This window comes from Pseudoxanthomonas koreensis (assembly GCF_041890415.1).
Lineage (GTDB): Bacteria > Pseudomonadota > Gammaproteobacteria > Xanthomonadales > Xanthomonadaceae > Pseudoxanthomonas > Pseudoxanthomonas koreensis_A.
Genome location: NZ_CP169056.1, coordinates 2,570,827 through 2,586,085, shown reverse-complemented (window position 1 = coordinate 2,586,085; position 15,259 = coordinate 2,570,827). Strand labels below are relative to the sequence as shown.

Genomic DNA, 15,259 nt, shown 5'->3' with positions numbered 1-15,259 from the left:
GGTCTTGCCGGCGACCGTATGCAGGATGCGGGGGGGCGATCCGGCCCCGCGGTCGCCGGCAAGACCGGCTCCTACAACGGCCCCGCATGACGTCCCGCATGACGGCCGCGCACGACGGCCCCGTACAACGTCCCGCACAACGTCCCGCGCAACGTCCCCGCACGACGGCCCGCATGACGGCCCGCATGTGCAGCCGGTGCGACTGCGCTCAGTCCAGCGAGTAGCCGAACTGCTGCTTGAACTGGTCGTTGAATTCGGTGAAGTCGAAGCGCTGGTTCTGGGTGCCCGGGTGCTCGACCTTCAGCGCACCCATCAGGTTGCCCATGCGGCCGATGGTCAGCCAGTCGCAGCCGCGGCGGATGCCGAAGATCAGGCCGGCGCGGAAGGCGTCGCCGCAGCCGGTGGGGTCCACCACCCGGCGTTCGTGCGCCGGCGGCACCTCCAGGGTCTCTCCCGGTGTGTGCACCAGCGCGCCGCGCGGACCCTGGGTGACGATGTAGGCCTGCACCCGGGCCACGATGTCGCGGTCGCTCCAGCCGGTGCGTTCCTGCAGCAGGTTGGACTCGTAGTCGTTGACCACCACGTACTGGGCCTGCTCGATGAAGCGGCGCAGTTCCTGGCCGTTGAACAGCGGCATGGCCTGGCCCGGGTCGAAGATGAAGGGCACGCCCATCTCCTGGAACTCGTCCGCGTTCTGGATCATGCCATCGCGCCCGTCCGGGCCGACCAGGCCCAGGCTCACCCCGGGCACGTCGCGCACGTGGTTCTCGTGGCTGCGCATCATCGCCCCGGGGTGGAAGGCGGTGATCTGGTTGTTGTCGTGGTCGGTGGTGATGAACGCCTGCGGGGTGAACAGGTCCTCGATCACCTTGATCCGCGACAGCTCGATGCCCAGGGCCTGGAAGTGCTCGCGGTAGGGGCCGAAATCGCCGCCCACCGTGCCCATCGGGATCGGCGCGCCACCCAGCAGGTGCAGGTTGTAGGCGATGTTGCCGGCACAGCCGCCGAATTCGCGGCGCATCCGCGGCACCAGGAACGACACGTTCAGGATGTGGACCTTGTCCGGCAGGATGTGGTTCTTGAACTGGTCCGGAAACACCATGATGGTGTCGTAGGCGAGGGAACCACAGATCAGGGTGGACATCGGCTGGCTGCTCGGCAGGCCCGGGGCGGGCGATGGTCGTCGGCGGGGCGGGCGGTGCCGCGGCGCAAGGGTAACGGCTGCATCCGGGTGCGGCCAGCCCGGCCGCGCCGGCACACGCACGCAAATGCCCGCCATGGCGGGGATTGTTCCTTGCCCACGCCACTCCCCATTGCTAGGCTAACCGGTCTGTTTACGCCGGGATTTCCGCTTCCTCCGGCCACCTTGCAAGCCTCGTCGGGCGGTCGCTCCGCCTCCCCGCACTTCCGTTCCCCCAGGACCGCCTTCCACGATGTTCAAGAAGCTTCGCGGCATGTTCTCCAACGACCTGTCCATCGACCTGGGCACGGCCAATACCCTGATCTACGTGCGCGGCCAGGGCATCGTGCTGAACGAGCCATCGGTGGTGGCGGTGCGCCAGGACCGCACCATCGGCGGGACCCGTACGGTCGCGGCGGTGGGCGCGGAGGCCAAGCAGATGCTGGGCCGCACCCCCGGCAACATCACCACCATCCGCCCGATGAAGGATGGCGTCATTGCCGACTTCACCTACACCGAGGCGATGCTCAAGCACTTCATCAAGAAGGTGCACAAGTCGCGCTTCCTGCGCCCCAGCCCGCGCGTGCTGGTGTGCGTGCCGGCCGGCTCCACCCAGGTGGAGCGCCGCGCGATCAAGGAATCGGCCGAAGAGGCCGGCGCCCGCGACGTCTACCTGATCGAGGAGCCGATGGCCGCGGCGATCGGCGCCGGCATGCCGGTGTCGGAGGCGCGCGGCTCGATGGTGATCGACATCGGCGGCGGCACCACCGAGGTGGCCGTGATTTCGCTCAACGGCATTGTCTATTCGGCATCGGTGCGCATCGGCGGCGACCGTTTCGACGAATCCATCACCAGTTATGTGCGCCGCAACCACGGCATGCTGATCGGCGAGGTGACCGCCGAGCGGATCAAGGTCGAACTGGGTTGTGCCTACCCGCAGCCGGAAAACCGGGAGCTGGAAATCACCGGCCGCAACCTCGCCGAGGGCGTGCCCAAGATGATCAAGATCACCTCCAACGAGGTGCTCGAGGCGCTGCACGAGCCGCTGTCGGGCATCGTCACGGCGATCAAGCTGGCGCTGGAGCAGACCCCGCCGGAGCTGGGCGCGGACGTGGCCGAGCGCGGCATCGTCCTCACCGGTGGCGGCGCCTTGCTCAGCGACCTGGACAAGCTGATCTCCGAGGAGACCGGCCTGCACGTGCAGGTGGCCGACGACCCGCTGACCTGCGTTGCCCGGGGTGGTGGACGCGCGCTGGAGCTGGTGGACATGCACGGCAACGAGTTTTTTACCCCGGACTGAGGCCATGCTCGGGACGACCCGCTTCCGGCTGTGCCGACACCTTCGGGACGGGTGATCGGCCACCGCCGGGCCGCGATCCTTGCCGCACGGGGGGGCGGCCCGGATCGTTCCGACCCATCACCCGTCACGAACCACAAGCCGATCACCACGCATGTCGTCCTACGCCGGTTTTCCTCACGCCGCGCGCCCCGGTGAAATCTCCGGCACCCTGCGGCTGCTGGCCTACCTGGCGCTGGCGGTGGTGCTGCTGGTCCTGGACCACCGCGGCGGCTGGCTGGAGCGGGTACGCGCCCAGGCCACGGTGCTGGTGCAGCCGGTGTGGATGCTGGCGGGCCTGCCCGGGCGCATGGGCACCGCGCTCAAGGACGGCCTGGCCGCGCGCAGCGCATTGCAGGAGGACAACCGCCGCCTGCGCAACGCATTGCTGGTGGCCGACGCGCGCCTGACCCGGCTGCGCAATGCCGCGGTGGACAACGCGCAACTGCGCGAACTGCTGGGCGTGGCCGAGCGCACCGACCTGGACGTGCAACTGGCGCCGGTGCTGGACATCGACCTGGCGCCGTCGCGGCAGCGCCTGGTCCTGGCCACCGGCAGCCGCCAGGGCGTACACCGCGGGCAGGCGGTGATCGATGCTGGCGGCCTGCTTGGCCAGGTGATCGCGGTCACCCCGTCCACCGCCACCGTGCTGCTGCTCACCGATCCCGACCACGCCGTGCCGGTGATGGTGGCGCGCAACGGCGTGCGCCTGATCGTGTACGGCCGCGGCGACCGCCTGGAACTGCGCGACGTGCCGCTGAGCCAGGACGTGCGGGTCGGTGACGACCTGGTCACCTCCGGCCTGGGCGGCCGCTTCCCGCCCGGGTTTCCGGTGGCGCGCATCGCCGGCCTGCACCCGGACGACGGCCAGGCGTTCCTGATCGGCGAACTGACCCCGGCCGCGCAACTGGACCGCGGCCGCGACGTGCTGCTGCTGCGCCCGTCGCCACCGTCACCCAGGCCGGCAACGGCGCCCGGCGAGTCGGGGCCGGCCGCGCCGGTCACACCGCCATCTCCAGCAGGCAAGCCGGCAGCGGCCGCAGCGGAGCCGGCACCATGAGCCGGTTGCGTGCCACCACCTGGCTGTTGCCGATCAGCCTGTTCCTGGCCCTGCTGCTGGGCCTGGTGCCACTGCACGAGGCGCTGCAGCCATTGCGCCCGTACTGGCTGGCGCTGGTGCTGGCCTACTGGGTGATCGAGGCGCCTACGCGCGCCGGGCTGGGGCTGGCGTTTGCCTGCGGGGTGGTGGCCGACCTGGCCTACGGTGGCCTGCTCGGCGAGCAGGCCGCGCGCCTGGTGATCATGGCCTTCATCCTGCAGCGCTTCCGCGCGCGCCTGCGCTTCTTCCCGCTGTCGCAGCAGGCGCTGGCAATCGGCGCATTGCTGGTCAACGACCGCATCGTCGATGCCGCCATCCACCTGGGCGTGGGCGAGCCGGTGCTGCCGTGGGATTACTGGTGGGCGCCATTGCTGGGGCTGTTGCTGTGGCCGCCGTTGTTCCTGATGCTCGACGCGCTGCGACTGGGCCGGCGCGACTGACGCGACTGACGCCATGCCTGCCCGCCGCCCGATCAAGAATCCGCACGCCGAGGCCGAACAGTTCCGCCGCCGCGCCGCGTTGGGCTTTGCCGTGGTGCTGCTGTCACTGGTCGGCCTGGCGGCGTGGTATTTCAAGCTGCAGGTGCTCGAACACGCCGACTACGCCACCCAGTCGGAAGCCAACCGCATCCGCCCGCGCCCGGTGGTGCCGGCGCGCGGCATGATCTACGACCGCCACGGCCGGCTGCTGGCCGAGAACCTGCCCGCCTTCCGCCTGGAAGTGACCCCGGACAAGGCCGGTGACCTGGACCGGCTGCTGGAGGAACTGGGCGCACTGATCCCGCTGGGCGAGGACGAGATCGAGCATTTCCGCAAGCAGCGCGCCGGCGCCCGTGGCTTCCACCCGATCACCTTGAAGATGCGCCTGAGCGACGAGGAGATGGCCGCCTTCGCGGTCAACCGCTGGCGCTTCCCCGGGGTGGAGATGGAGCCCTACCTGACCCGGCACTATCCGCATGGCGACCTGTTTACGCATGTGATCGGCTATGTCGGCCGGATCGACGAGCAGGACCTGGAGCAGCTTGGCCAGGGCGGCAATGCGCTCACCCACATCGGCAAGACCGGGGTGGAGCGCGCCTATGAGGAACTGCTGCGCGGCAAGGTCGGCTACGAGCGGGTGGAGACCAATGTGCAGGGCCGCGCCCTGCGTACCCTGGGGCGGGTGCCGGCGGTGCCCGGTTCGGACCTGCACCTGTCCATCGACGCGCAACTGCAGGCTGCCACGGTGGCCGCATTCGGCGAGCTGGAAGGCACCGCGGTGGCGATGGATCCGCGCACCGGCGAGATCCTGGCCATGGTCAGCCTGCCTTCGTATGACGCCAACCTGTTCGTCAACGGCATCTCCCACGCCGACTATCGGGCGCTGATGGACAGCCCGTCGCGCCCGCAGTTTAACCGCGCCGTGCTGGGCGGCGTGGCGCCGGGCTCCACGCTCAAGCCGTTCCTGGCCCTGGCCGGCCTGGACAGCGGGGTGCGCAAGCCGGAGGACCGCACCCTGTCCACCGGCATGTTCTACCTGCCCGGCAACAGCCGCGGCTGGGGCGACTCGCACCGCGGCGGGCATGGCTGGACCGATGCGCGCAGGTCGATCGCCGATTCGGTCAACACCTATTACTACCAACTGGCCCTGGACATGGGCATCACCCGCATCGATGCCTACCTGGGCCGCTATGGCTTCGGCCGGCCCAGCGGCATCGACCTGGCCGGCGAGATCGGCGGGATCCTGCCCAGCCCGGAGTGGAAGCTGAAGCAGCGCAACGAGCGCTGGTACCCCGGCGATACGGTCAACATCAGCATCGGCCAGGGCGACTGGAAGGTCACGCCGCTGCAACTGGTGCGCGCCACCGGTGCGCTGGCCGATGACGGGCGCCTGCACCGGCCGCACCTGGTGCAGGCCCGACGCGACCGCTTCGACGCGCCGTGGATCCCGCTGCCGCAACCCGATCCGGAACTGATCAGCGAGCGCCCGGACAACCTGCAGGTCGTGCGCGAGGGCATGGAGATGACCGTGCATGGCCCGGGCGGCACCGCGCGCGCGATGAGCGTCGGTGCGCCCTACCGCATGGCCGGCAAGACCGGCACCGCGCAGGTGGTCAGCCGCCGCGGCACCGCCGCGGTCAATCCGCGCAGCCTGCCGCTGCACCTGCGCCACCGCGCGCTGTTCATCGGCTACGCGCCGGCCGAGGATCCGCAGATCGCGGTGGCGGTGGCGGTGGAAGGTGGTGGCTACGGCGGCAGCACCGCGGCCCCGATCGCGCGCGCGATCTTCGATGCCTGGCTGCTGGGCAAGCTGCCCGAAGGGCTCGAATCGATCGACGCTCCAGTACCGGACTGCGCGCCCGATCCCACGAACTGCAGGGCGCCGGCACCGGCGCAGGGCACCGCGCCCGCACCGGCTGTGGCGGGGGAAAGCCGGCGATGAAGGATTTCCTGTACTGGCTGCTGGACCTGGCCCGGCGTGCAACCCGCACCCTGGACTGGCCGCTGTGCCTGGCCGTGGCCGCGCTGATGGGGTTCGGCCTGGCGGTGCTGTACAGCGCCGGCGGCGCAAGCGGCGGGCCGGCCCTGCTCAAGGCCCAGGGCGCGCGCTTTGCCGTGGGCCTGGCGGCGATGTGGGCGCTGTCGCGGGTGTCGGTGATCCGCCTGCGGGCCTGGTCGCCGGGCGTGTACCTGCTGGTCCTGCTGCCGCTGGTGGCGGTGCTGCTGGTGGGCACCGGCAAGCACGGCCGGCACTGGCTGGACCTTGGGGTGTTCTTCCTGCAGCCCTCGGAGTTGCTGAAGATCGCCCTGCCGATGATGGTGGCCTGGTATCTCAACCATCGCCCGCTGCCGCCGCAGCCCGGCACCGTGCTGGTCACCGCCGTCCTGATCGGCGTGCCCACCGCGCTGGTGCTGCTGCAACCGGATTTCGGCACGGCCATGCTGATCGCCGCCAGCGGCGTGTTCGCACTGCTGCTGTCGGGCCTGCCGTGGTGGTGGGTGGGCGTGGCCCTGGGCGGGGTTGCCGCGGCCGCCCCGGTGGCGTGGATCTGGCTGCTGCGCCCGTACCAGAAGGCGCGGGTGATGACCTTCCTGGATCCGGAGAGCGATCCACTGGGCGATGGCTGGAACATCATCCAGTCCAAGATCGCGATCGGTTCCGGCGGGCTTACAGGCAAGGGCTGGGGCGAGGGCAGCCAGTCGCACCTGAACTTCATTCCCGAGCAGACCACCGACTTCGTGTTCGCGGTGCTGAGCGAGGAGTTCGGCTGGGTCGGCGTGGCCACCGTGCTGATGCTGTACCTGTTCGTGGTCGGGCGCTGCCTGTGGATCGCGGTGGATGCGCGCGACGGCTATTCGCGGCTGCTGGCCGGCTCGCTGGGGCTGGCGTTCTTCGTCTATGTCCTGGTCAACGGCGGCATGGTGTCCGGGGTGCTGCCGGTGGTGGGCGTGCCGATGCCGCTGCTCAGCTACGGCGGCACCTCGGCGGTATCGCTGCTGGCCGGGCTGGGCCTGGTGATGGCGGTGCGCAGCCACCGGCCGGTACACGGATACCGCTGAAGTGCGCGCGTGAAGAAGCCAAAACCCCCGGCGGTTCCGCGGGTTGGCGCGCGATGCTAACCTGCGTTCGATGATCAGACCCGTGTTCTCCAGCCTGCTTGTTTTCGGCCTCCTGGGCTGCGTCCCGAAGGAAGCGGTGGCGCCCGAGGGGCCGCCCGTTCCTCCCGCAGCACAGGCCGCCGCGCCCGCCGAGGCCGTGCCCGAGGCACCGCCGGCACCGCCACTGGACCTGACCCCGGTGCCGTTCGAGGTGGCACGCGCCAACTTCGTGCGCGATACCAGCGCGCGCTACGCCATTCCCGCGGCGGACATCGAGGCGGCCCTGGGCCGCGCGAAATTCCTGGACAGCGTGGTCAACGCGATGGCGCGCCCGGCCGAGCGGGTCAAGTCGTGGTCCGAATACCGGCCCCTGTTCATCAGCCAGGCCCGCATCGACGGTGGCCGCGCGTTCCTGGCCAGGCACCGCGTCGCGCTGGACAAGGTCCAGGCCGACACCGGCGTGCCGGCCGAACTGATCGTGGCCATCATCGGGGTGGAAACCAGCTACGGCGGCAACACCGGCCGCTACTCGGTACTGGACGCGCTCTACACCCTGGCCTTCCGCTACCCGCGCAGCGGCGACCCGGCCAAGCTCGAACGCGAAGTGCGCCGCGAGCTGTTCTTCCGCGACGAACTGGCGCAGCTGTTTGCCCTCTCGCGCGAGGAACACCTGGACATCACCACGCTCAAGGGCAGCTATGCCGGCGCGATGGGCATGGGCCAGTTCATGCCGTCCAGCTACCGCGATTTTGCCGTGGATGGCGATGGTGACGGCCGCCGCGACCTGTTCGGCAGCCTCGATGACGTGTTCGCCTCGATCGCCAATTACTTCGTGAAGAAGGGTGGCTGGGAGCGCGGTGGCCTGGTCGCGGTGCCGGCCACCCTGGCCGCCGGGCACGCGCCGTTCGATCCCGTCGACTGGGCTCCGGTGCACACCCAGGCCGATCTGGCCGGGCGCGGTTACAGCGCGGACGTGCCGGTGCCCGCCGGTGCCACCGCCACTCCGGTCTCGCTGGCCGGCAGCGCCGGGCCGCAGTACTGGCTGGGCTTCCGCAACTACTACGCGATCACCCGTTACAACATCTCCAAGATGTACGCGATGGCCGTGTTCCAGCTGTCAGAGGCCATCGCCGGGCGCGGGATCCCGCCGGCATGAGCGCGGCGCGCTGCGGGACGGTGGCGGTCCGGGCGCTGGTGCTGCTCGCCGCGCTTGCCCTGGCCGCCTGCGGCAGCGCACCGAAAAAGCCCGCCACGGCGGGGCCGGGCACCGCCGTGGCCGGCAAGGGCGCCGCGCTGGCGGCCGACTGCCCGGACACCTCGCCCTATGCGGCGGCACAGGAAGATCCCTCCACCCGCGGCGACTATGTCGCCGGCGGCCTGTACAAGCCCGGCGTACGCGACAGCACGCCGGACTACGTGCCGCGCGTGGAATGCATCCCCGAACCGGTGGTGACGGCGGTACCGCGCTCGCCGGTGGGCAACCGTTCGCCCTACACGGTGCTGGGCAAGCAGTACCGGGTGATGGACAAGCCCCAGGGTTACCTGGAGCAGGGCCTGGCCTCGTATTACGGCAACAAGTTCCATGGCCGGCGCACCTCCAACCAGGAGGTGTACGACATGTACGCCTTCACCGCCGCGCACAAGACCCTGCCGCTGCCCAGCTTTGCCAGGGTCACCAATCTGGACAACGGCCGCTCGGTGGTGGTGCGGGTCAACGACCGCGGCCCGTTCCACGACGGCCGGGTGATCGACCTCAGTTACGCGGCGGCGGTGAAGCTGGATATCGTCACCCGCGGCACCGGGCGGGTGGAGGTGCGCGCGCTGAGTCCCGAAGACATGGCCGCGCCGGTGCCGGCAGCGGCCACGCACGTCCCGGCGTCGCCATCGCCGGCACCCGCATCGGCAACCGCCCGGGTGGGTGCCGATGCGGCCGCCACCGCGCTGGACCAGTGGGTGCAGGCCCTGCCTGCCGTCCCGGCGGCGGCCACGCACCGGGAGCCGGACACCACCGCATCGGCTGCGCCGCTGCTTGCCACGGACGGGGCAACGGACCAGGCCGTCGCGGCTGCGCCGATGTTGCAGGTGGCCAGTTTTTCCAGCCTGGACAATGCGCGCCGTGCGCTGGAGCGGCTGCTTGCCGCCGGTATTTCCAACGCGCGCCTGGACGATGTCGTCAGCGGCGGCCGCACCCTGTGGCGGCTGCGGGTGGCGCCCGCCGGCACCGATGCTGCGGAACTCGCCGGGCGAATCGCGGGTCTGGGATTCGGCATGCCGCAAACCGTGCGTGAATGAACGCCGCCGTGCCGCCGCCGTGGTGAGCGGCGTCGATACAATCGTGTCTTCCGTTCCACGCATCCATCGCCCGGCCATTGGCCGGTCCACGCAGGAGTCCGTATCCGCATGAATTTCCGCTCGTCCTCCCTGGGCGCAGGTGCCGTCGCGCTGGCCGCCGTGCTTGCCGCCGGGCTGGTGTCCGCCCAGGCGCCAATGCCAACGCCCGCGCCGGTAGCCGGCCCGGCCGCCCCGGTGGCGGTGCCGCAGGCGCCCAAGCCTTCCACGTCCAGCGCCTGGCTGGTGATGGACTACGCCAGCGGCCAGGTGCTGGCCGGTGAAAACATCGATGAGCGGGTGGAGCCGGCCAGCATCACCAAGGTCATGACTTCATATGTGATCGCCGCCGAGATCGCCAACGGCCGGGTCAAGGCCGACGACCAGGTCCTGATGAGCGAGCGCGCCTGGCGCGAGGGCGGGGCGCGCACCGACGGCAGCTTCAGCGGCTTTCCGGTCAACCAGCGCGCGCCGCTGCATGACATGGAAGTGGGCATGGCCGTGCAGTCGGGCAACGACGCGGCCATCGCCCTGGCCGAGCACGTGGCCGGCAGCCAGGAAGCCTTTGCCGAGCTGATGAACAGCTACGCGGCGCGGATCGGGATGAAGAACAGCCACTTCGTCAATGCCCACGGGCTGTCCGCGCCGGAGCACTACAGCACCGCCCACGACCTGGCGCTGCTGGGCCGTGCCTTCATCCGCGATTATCCGCAGGCCTACGGCTACAACAAGATCAAGGAATTCACGGTCAACGGCATCACCCAGCCCAACCGCAACCTGCTGTTGTGGCGCGACGCCAGCGTCGACGGCATCAAGACCGGGCACCACTCCAAGGCCGGCTACTGCCTGATGAGTTCGGCCCAGCGCGGCGAGCAGCGCCTGGTCGCGGTGGTGATGGGCGGCGCCTCCGAGCGCCAGCGCGCCGATGACAGCATGGCCCTGCTCAACTGGGGCTTCCGCTTCTACGAGACCCACCGGCTGTACGAGCCGGGCAAGCTGGTGGCGCCGCTGAAGGTATGGAAGGGCAAGGCCGACCAGGTCCAGCTGGGCGTGGCCGAGCCGCTGCTGGTGAGCGTGCCGCGTGGCCGCTATGCCGACCTCAAGCCGACCATGGAGGTGCCGCGTTCGCTGGTGGCGCCGGTGGCCGCCGGGCAGCAGGTGGGCATGGTCAAGATTTCGCTGGATGGCGAGGTGGTGGCGCACGCGCCGCTGGTGGCGGTGGCCGCGGTCGAGGAGGCCGGCTTCTTCAAGCGCCTGTGGGATGCGTTCTGGATGTGGTGGGAATCGGAGTGAACCAAGCCTGGCCTGGCTTGGCCGGGCCAGCTCGCGGCCGGCTGGGCCACCCGCCCGGCCTGCAGCATTGGCGCATGCACGGCCCATGCCCTAGTATCGCCTGCGTTCCCGGCCGGGGAGCGGGTGCCTGACGGCATCGTATGGACACGTAGAGGGGATACCTGAATGTTGAATTCGATTGGTCGGCCGGCGGCGTGGGCCGTGGGCATGCTTGTTTTTGCCGCCGTGGCGGTACCTGCCCAGGCCCAGCGGGCCAGTGCACAGCAGCAGCGCCAGGACCAGATGGCGCAGATCCCGCAGTGTGCCTCGCCGCTGGGCACGATCTCGGTGATCGAGCCGGAGGATGGCACCCATTGGTGGACCGGGCAGCAGTTGCCGGCTCCCTCGCGCCTGATCAAGGTCTTCGTCAGCAAGTCGCGCTGCTTCACCCTGGTTGATCGCGGTGCCGGCATGGCCGCCGCCCAGGCCGAGCGTGCGCTGGGCGCCGACGGCGACCTGCGGCGCGGCTCCAACATCGGCAAGGGCCAGATCAAGGCGGCCGACTACGTGCTGGTGCCGGACCTGATCGGCGCCAACAGCAATGCCGGCGGCAATGCCGTCAGCGGCCTGCTTGGCGGCCTGGTGGGCGGCAACGCCGGCCGCGTGATCGGTGGCCTGAACTTCAAGCGCAAGACCGCCGACGTGGTCCTGACCGTGACCGACGTGCGCTCCTCCGAGCAGGTTGCCGTGGCCGAAGGCTCGGCCAAGAAGACCGACATCGGCTTCAGCGCCGGCGCCACCCTCTGGGGCAGCAGCGGCCTGGGCAGCGCGGGCGTGGGCGGCTACGCCAACACCGAGATCGGCCAGGTCATCACCCTGGCCTACCTGCAGGCGTTCAACAACATCATCGCCCAGCTGGGCGGACTGCCCGACAACGCCTCGGCCGCCAACGTGACCCAGGCCCTGCGCGTGGTGCGGCCGGCGCGCCTGCTGGCCAATTCCAAGGGCAGCGGCAAGGCCGTGCGCGACCTGGACCCGGGCATGCTGCTGTACCCCACCGGCCAGAAGGACGGCCTGATGTGGGAAGTCGAGGACGAGCTGGGCAATGCCGGCTGGGTCAACTCGACCATGACCGAACTGGCCAAGTAAGCGTGTGAGCCGGCCCGGCGCAATGCCGGGCCGGTTGGCCGACGCGGCCCATCCGTGGCGCCGCGCGCGGCTACAGCATCCGGCTGATGGTGAAGCTGCCGAACACCGGCCGCTCCTGCTGCCCTTCGAATTCGCGCGCGCCGTGATAACGGGCCAGGGCGAACTTCCAGCGTCCGCGGGTCACCGCCAGCCCGTAGCCCACCTCGCCCACCAGCGCACGCTTGTCCACGCTGTGGCTGTCGCGGAAGGTGTTGCCATCCAGGGTGATGTCGCGCAGGACCCAGCGCACGTCCGAGGTCAGGAACACGTGCGCCGACCAGCCGTGGCCGCGGCTGGTGGTGCGTGGCGCGGTGTTCTCGCCGGCCGGGCGCAGCGGCGTGCTGCCGAAATCGTCCGGGATCTTCCAGCCCAGCCGCAGCTCCATGCCGGCGTTGGCATGGGTGCTCAGGTTGCCCACCGCGCCGCCCCAGTGGCCGATGGCGTCCCACGCCCAGCCGTCGGCGTTGAAGGACTGGTCGCCGGGCCAGCGGTGCATGCGCTCATGCACCAGGCGCACCACCGGCTCGTTGCGCAACTGGTGCTCCCAGCCGCGGAACTCTTCGCTGCCGGTGACCTTGTGCACGGCGTGTTGCACCTGCCGGCCCAGTGCAGCCGGACCCACGACGCCCACCTGCAACTGGGTGGTGCGCAGGTCCGACTGGTTGCGCGCGTTGAAGCCGAAGCTGGCCAGCAGCACCGCCGCGTACGGGCGATCGCCGGCGATGAGGTCGCGGCGGGTGTAGTCGCTGGGCGTGTACAGCGACTGGCTCAGTGAAAACACCATGTTCTGCTGGTCGAAGCGCCCGGGCTGGATCCGCTCCAGGCGGCGGTTGATCCAGCGCGCCACCCGCGGCAGGCACGGGTCGTCGGTGTAGTCGTTGAGGTTGGGCGAGACCAGGGTGATCACCGCGCCATTGGTGTAGCCCTGGTCCTGGCTCTCGCCGCCGAACAGGTCGTTGTCGACGCGGAAGTTGACCGCCGGTGGGGTCCCGTCCATGCGGCTGCCTTCGCAGCGGTCATCGGCCAGGGCAGGGGAAGCAAGCAACGCAGCACCCAGGGCGGCGATGGCAGGCAGGTGGCGGGTGGTCATCGGGCGCTCCATGCAGGGACGCGGCAATTAGAACCCCTCCGCTGCGACGCGGGGTGAAGATGTCGGGCGAGGCTTGGGTTGGGTGCGGCGCGGCCCGATAATGGTGGCATGGAAATCAGGTCAGACAATCCCGAACACGGGTTCCAGTTCCCCGGCACCTTCGAGCTCAGCGCGATGGGTGCTGCGGACAAGGGGCTGGAGTCCGCGTTGCCGCTGCAACTGGCGCAGGCCGGCGTGCAGGTGCTGGAGGACAGCGTGCGCAGCCGGCTTTCGTCCAACGGCAAGTACGTTTCGGTGCGGATCGGCTTCCGTGCCGAGAATCGTGCGCAGTACGACGCGGCCCACCAGGCCCTGCGCGACCACCCGGACGTGAAGTGGACCCTGTAGCGGCCAGTGCCCGCACCGCCCGGGTGTTCGACCTGGGCCGCCAGCCCTACGAGCCGGTGTGGCGTGCAATGCAGCGTTTCACCGATGCCCGCACCGCCGACACCACCGACGAGCTGTGGCTGGTCGAGCACGAGCCGGTATTCACCCTGGGCCAGGCCGGCAAGCCCGAACACGTGCTGGCCCCCGGCGACATCCCGGTGCTGCACGTGGACCGCGGTGGCCAGGTGACCTACCACGGGCCGGGCCAGATCGTGCTGTACCCGCTGCTGGACCTGCGCCGCCTGGGCCTTGGCGTGCGCGACTACGTGCACCGGATCGAGCAGGCGGTGATCGATGCACTCGGGGAATGGAACATCGGCGGGCAGCGGCGCGAGGGTGCGCCCGGGGTCTACGTGGGCGGGGCCAAGGTCGCCGCGCTGGGCATCCGGGTGCGCCGTGGCTGCAGTTTCCACGGCCTGGCGTTCAACATCGACATGGACCTGGAGCCGTTCCACCGGATCAATCCCTGCGGCTACCAGGGCCTGCAGGTGGTGTCGGTGTGCGACCTGGGCGGCCCCGCGGGCATGCAGGCCGCCAAGGCGGTGCTGCTGGAACAGGTGGCCAGCCAGTTCGGGGTGGTGCTGCAGCCGCAGCCCGGCCTGCCGGAGCCCCTGTAGGAGCCGGCCTTGCCGGCGCCGCCATCGATGACCGCCGGCTCTCCGGGCAACGCGCCGGGCTGCGCTTTACAATGGCCGCATGAACACCTCCGCCCCCCGTGCCATCCCGCTCCAGGTCCTGCCCGAGTCCGCCGCACCGCAGGAATCCCTGCAGGTCGGCGCCAAGCAGCTGGGCGGAGACAAGATCGGCCGTTCGCCGGTGCAGTTTGCCGACGCGCCGGTGCTGCGCAAGCCCTCGTGGATCCGGGTGCGCATCCCCTCGGGCAACGCGGTGGCCAACCTCAAGGCCAAGCTGCGCCAGAACCGCCTGGTCACCGTGTGCGAGGAGGCCAGCTGCCCCAACATCCACGAGTGCTTCGGCCACGGCACCGCAACCTTCATGATCCTGGGCGAGGTGTGCACCCGGCGCTGCTCGTTCTGCGACGTGGCCCACGGCCGGCCCAAGCCGCCGGATCCGGCCGAGCCGCTGCACCTGGCGCAGACGGTCAAGGACATGGGCCTGCGCTACGTGGTGGTCACCAGCGTGGACCGCGACGACCTGCGCGACGGCGGCGCGACCCACTTCGTCGACTGCATCACCGCCATCCGCGAGTTCAGCCCGGGCACCCGGATCGAGATCCTGACCCCCGACTTCCGCGGCAAGGGCCGCATGGACCGCGCCCTGGAGATCCTGGCGGCCAACCCGCCGGATGTGTTCAACCACAACATCGAGACCGTCCCGGACCTGTACCCGAACGTGCGCCCGGGCGCGGACTACCAGTGGTCGCTGACCCTGCTGCAGAAGTTCAAGGCCCAGCACCCGTCGATCCCGACCAAGTCCGGGATCATGCTCGGCCTGGGCGAGACCCTGGAGCAGGTGCACGCCACCCTGCGCGACCTGCGCGCGCACGACGTGGAAATGGTGACCATCGGCCAGTACCTGCAGCCCACCGCCCACCACCACCCGGTGATGCGTTACTGGACGCCCGACGAGTACAAGGCACTGGAAGTCTTCGGCTACGAGCTGGGCTTCAGCCACGTCGCCTCCGGGCCGATGGTGCGCTCGTCCTACCACGCCGACCGCCAGGCTGCCGGCGCCGGAGTGGGCTGAGCCACCAAGGACGCCACTGCCAGGTGTGCGGTCTGGTGGGACCCGCGAAGGAAAC

General features: G+C 70.1%; 13 protein-coding genes and 1 pseudogene. 12 read left to right on the top strand and 2 right to left on the bottom strand.

Annotated elements, in window-relative coordinates:
- Positions 1–208: 208 nt before the first annotated feature.
- Positions 209–1,144: a carbohydrate kinase family protein gene (locus tag ACEJ41_RS11785; protein WP_374012459.1), complete on the bottom strand. Its 936-nt coding sequence runs from the start codon at positions 1,142–1,144 to the stop codon at positions 209–211.
- A 289-nt stretch (positions 1,145–1,433) separates the two neighbouring features.
- Here ACEJ41_RS11785 and ACEJ41_RS11780 point away from each other — a divergent pair, with 289 nt between their 5' ends.
- The 9 genes and pseudogenes from ACEJ41_RS11780 to ACEJ41_RS11740 all read left to right on the top strand — a co-directional run bounded on the left by ACEJ41_RS11780 (position 1,434) and on the right by ACEJ41_RS11740 (position 11,942).
- Positions 1,434–2,480, top strand: coding sequence for a rod shape-determining protein (locus tag ACEJ41_RS11780; protein ID WP_374012458.1), 1,047 nt, complete (start codon positions 1,434–1,436; stop codon positions 2,478–2,480).
- Between the two features lie 151 nt (positions 2,481–2,631).
- Positions 2,632–3,570: pseudogene (gene mreC, locus ACEJ41_RS11775) on the top strand (rod shape-determining protein MreC); the annotation flags it as partial.
- 2 nt (positions 3,571–3,572) lie between these two features.
- Positions 3,573–4,055 (top strand): rod shape-determining protein MreD, encoded by a 483-nt coding sequence (gene mreD, locus ACEJ41_RS11770; RefSeq protein WP_374012456.1) that lies wholly within the window; start codon positions 3,573–3,575, stop codon positions 4,053–4,055.
- A 13-nt stretch (positions 4,056–4,068) separates the two neighbouring features.
- On the top strand, positions 4,069–6,036 hold the full coding sequence (gene mrdA, locus ACEJ41_RS11765) for a penicillin-binding protein 2 (protein WP_374012455.1): 1,968 nt from the start codon (positions 4,069–4,071) through the stop codon (positions 6,034–6,036).
- On the top strand, positions 6,033–7,154 hold the full coding sequence (gene rodA, locus ACEJ41_RS11760) for a rod shape-determining protein RodA (RefSeq protein ID WP_374012454.1): 1,122 nt from the start codon (positions 6,033–6,035) through the stop codon (positions 7,152–7,154). The genes mrdA and rodA overlap by 4 nt, the downstream gene beginning before the upstream one ends.
- Positions 7,155–7,224: 70 nt before the next feature.
- On the top strand, positions 7,225–8,349 hold the full coding sequence (gene mltB / locus ACEJ41_RS11755; RefSeq protein ID WP_374012453.1) for a lytic murein transglycosylase B: 1,125 nt from the start codon (positions 7,225–7,227) through the stop codon (positions 8,347–8,349).
- On the top strand, positions 8,346–9,485 hold the full coding sequence (locus ACEJ41_RS11750) for a septal ring lytic transglycosylase RlpA family protein (protein WP_374012452.1): 1,140 nt from the start codon (positions 8,346–8,348) through the stop codon (positions 9,483–9,485). Before mltB ends, ACEJ41_RS11750 begins: the two co-directional genes overlap by 4 nt.
- A 108-nt stretch (positions 9,486–9,593) precedes the next feature.
- Positions 9,594–10,814: a D-alanyl-D-alanine carboxypeptidase family protein gene (locus ACEJ41_RS11745; RefSeq protein ID WP_374012451.1), complete on the top strand. Its 1,221-nt coding sequence runs from the start codon at positions 9,594–9,596 to the stop codon at positions 10,812–10,814.
- Between the two features lie 207 nt (positions 10,815–11,021).
- The gene (locus tag ACEJ41_RS11740; protein WP_374012450.1) at positions 11,022–11,942 is read left to right on the top strand and encodes a CsgG/HfaB family protein; all 921 of its coding nucleotides are present in this window, start codon (positions 11,022–11,024) and stop codon (positions 11,940–11,942) included.
- Between the two features lie 70 nt (positions 11,943–12,012).
- Here ACEJ41_RS11740 and ACEJ41_RS11735 read toward each other — a convergent pair whose 3' ends face one another.
- Positions 12,013–13,071, bottom strand: coding sequence for a lipid A deacylase LpxR family protein (locus ACEJ41_RS11735; RefSeq protein WP_374012449.1), 1,059 nt, complete (start codon positions 13,069–13,071; stop codon positions 12,013–12,015).
- Positions 13,072–13,179: 108 nt separating this feature from the next.
- Between ACEJ41_RS11735 and ACEJ41_RS11730 the strand changes: the two genes are divergently transcribed.
- From ACEJ41_RS11730 to lipA, 3 genes are all read left to right on the top strand, one after another.
- On the top strand, positions 13,180–13,458 hold the full coding sequence (locus ACEJ41_RS11730; RefSeq protein ID WP_374012448.1) for a DUF493 family protein: 279 nt from the start codon (positions 13,180–13,182) through the stop codon (positions 13,456–13,458).
- A complete protein-coding gene (lipB, locus tag ACEJ41_RS11725; RefSeq protein WP_374012447.1) occupies positions 13,446–14,114 on the top strand; it encodes a lipoyl(octanoyl) transferase LipB in 669 nt (222 codons plus the stop codon). The genes ACEJ41_RS11730 and lipB overlap by 13 nt, the downstream gene beginning before the upstream one ends.
- Positions 14,115–14,193: 79 nt before the next feature.
- Positions 14,194–15,204, top strand: coding sequence for a lipoyl synthase (gene lipA, locus ACEJ41_RS11720; RefSeq protein WP_374012446.1), 1,011 nt, complete (start codon positions 14,194–14,196; stop codon positions 15,202–15,204).
- The last annotated feature ends 55 nt before the right edge of the window (positions 15,205–15,259 follow it).

What these genes read in the sequence shown, in the direction of transcription:
- ACEJ41_RS11735 (WP_374012449.1), bottom strand. Translation starts at nt 13,071, where the DNA reads ATGACCACCCGCCACCTGCCTGCCATCGCCGCCCTGGGTGCTGCGTTG.
- ACEJ41_RS11740 (WP_374012450.1), top strand. Translation starts at nt 11,022, where the DNA reads ATGCTTGTTTTTGCCGCCGTGGCGGTACCTGCCCAGGCCCAGCGGGCC.
- mreD (WP_374012456.1), top strand. Translation starts at nt 3,573, where the DNA reads ATGAGCCGGTTGCGTGCCACCACCTGGCTGTTGCCGATCAGCCTGTTC.
- ACEJ41_RS11745 (WP_374012451.1), top strand. Translation starts at nt 9,594, where the DNA reads ATGAATTTCCGCTCGTCCTCCCTGGGCGCAGGTGCCGTCGCGCTGGCC.
- ACEJ41_RS11780 (WP_374012458.1), top strand. Translation starts at nt 1,434, where the DNA reads ATGTTCAAGAAGCTTCGCGGCATGTTCTCCAACGACCTGTCCATCGAC.
- mltB (WP_374012453.1), top strand. Translation starts at nt 7,225, where the DNA reads ATGATCAGACCCGTGTTCTCCAGCCTGCTTGTTTTCGGCCTCCTGGGC.
- lipA (WP_374012446.1), top strand. Translation starts at nt 14,194, where the DNA reads ATGAACACCTCCGCCCCCCGTGCCATCCCGCTCCAGGTCCTGCCCGAG.
- ACEJ41_RS11750 (WP_374012452.1), top strand. Translation starts at nt 8,346, where the DNA reads ATGAGCGCGGCGCGCTGCGGGACGGTGGCGGTCCGGGCGCTGGTGCTG.
- ACEJ41_RS11730 (WP_374012448.1), top strand. Translation starts at nt 13,180, where the DNA reads ATGGAAATCAGGTCAGACAATCCCGAACACGGGTTCCAGTTCCCCGGC.
- ACEJ41_RS11785 (WP_374012459.1), bottom strand. Translation starts at nt 1,144, where the DNA reads ATGTCCACCCTGATCTGTGGTTCCCTCGCCTACGACACCATCATGGTG.
- mrdA (WP_374012455.1), top strand. Translation starts at nt 4,069, where the DNA reads ATGCCTGCCCGCCGCCCGATCAAGAATCCGCACGCCGAGGCCGAACAG.
- rodA (WP_374012454.1), top strand. Translation starts at nt 6,033, where the DNA reads ATGAAGGATTTCCTGTACTGGCTGCTGGACCTGGCCCGGCGTGCAACC.